The following is a 319-nucleotide window of genomic DNA, read 5'->3' on the forward strand; positions in this document are numbered from 1 at the left end:
CCGAGCGCGGGATCAATCCGTTCGATCACGGCCCGCTGCACACCGACATGTGGAAGACCGAGGGGCTGAAACAGGCGCTCGACCTGCACGGCTTCGACGCGGCATTCGGCGGCGCGCGGCGCGACGAGGAGAAAAGCCGCGCCAAGGAGCGCATCTTCTCGTTCCGCACCGCAAGCCACGGCTGGGACCCCAAGAACCAACGGCCCGAGCTGTGGAACCTCTACAACGCGCGCAAGAACAAGGGCGAGAGCATCCGCGTCTTCCCGATCAGCAACTGGACCGAGCTCGACATCTGGCAGTATATCCAGCTGAACGACGT

Annotated in this window: 1 protein-coding gene; it reads left to right on the top strand. The window is 64.3% G+C overall.

The window, feature by feature from the left end; translation table 11 throughout:
• On the top strand, positions 1 to 319 hold a 319-nt coding region (locus tag LI72_RS18670), incomplete at both ends, for a phosphoadenosine phosphosulfate reductase domain-containing protein (protein WP_033927488.1).

Origin of the sequence: Sphingomonas sp. 35-24ZXX, from assembly GCF_000786215.1 — a bacterium.
Classification (GTDB): domain Bacteria; phylum Pseudomonadota; class Alphaproteobacteria; order Sphingomonadales; family Sphingomonadaceae; genus Blastomonas.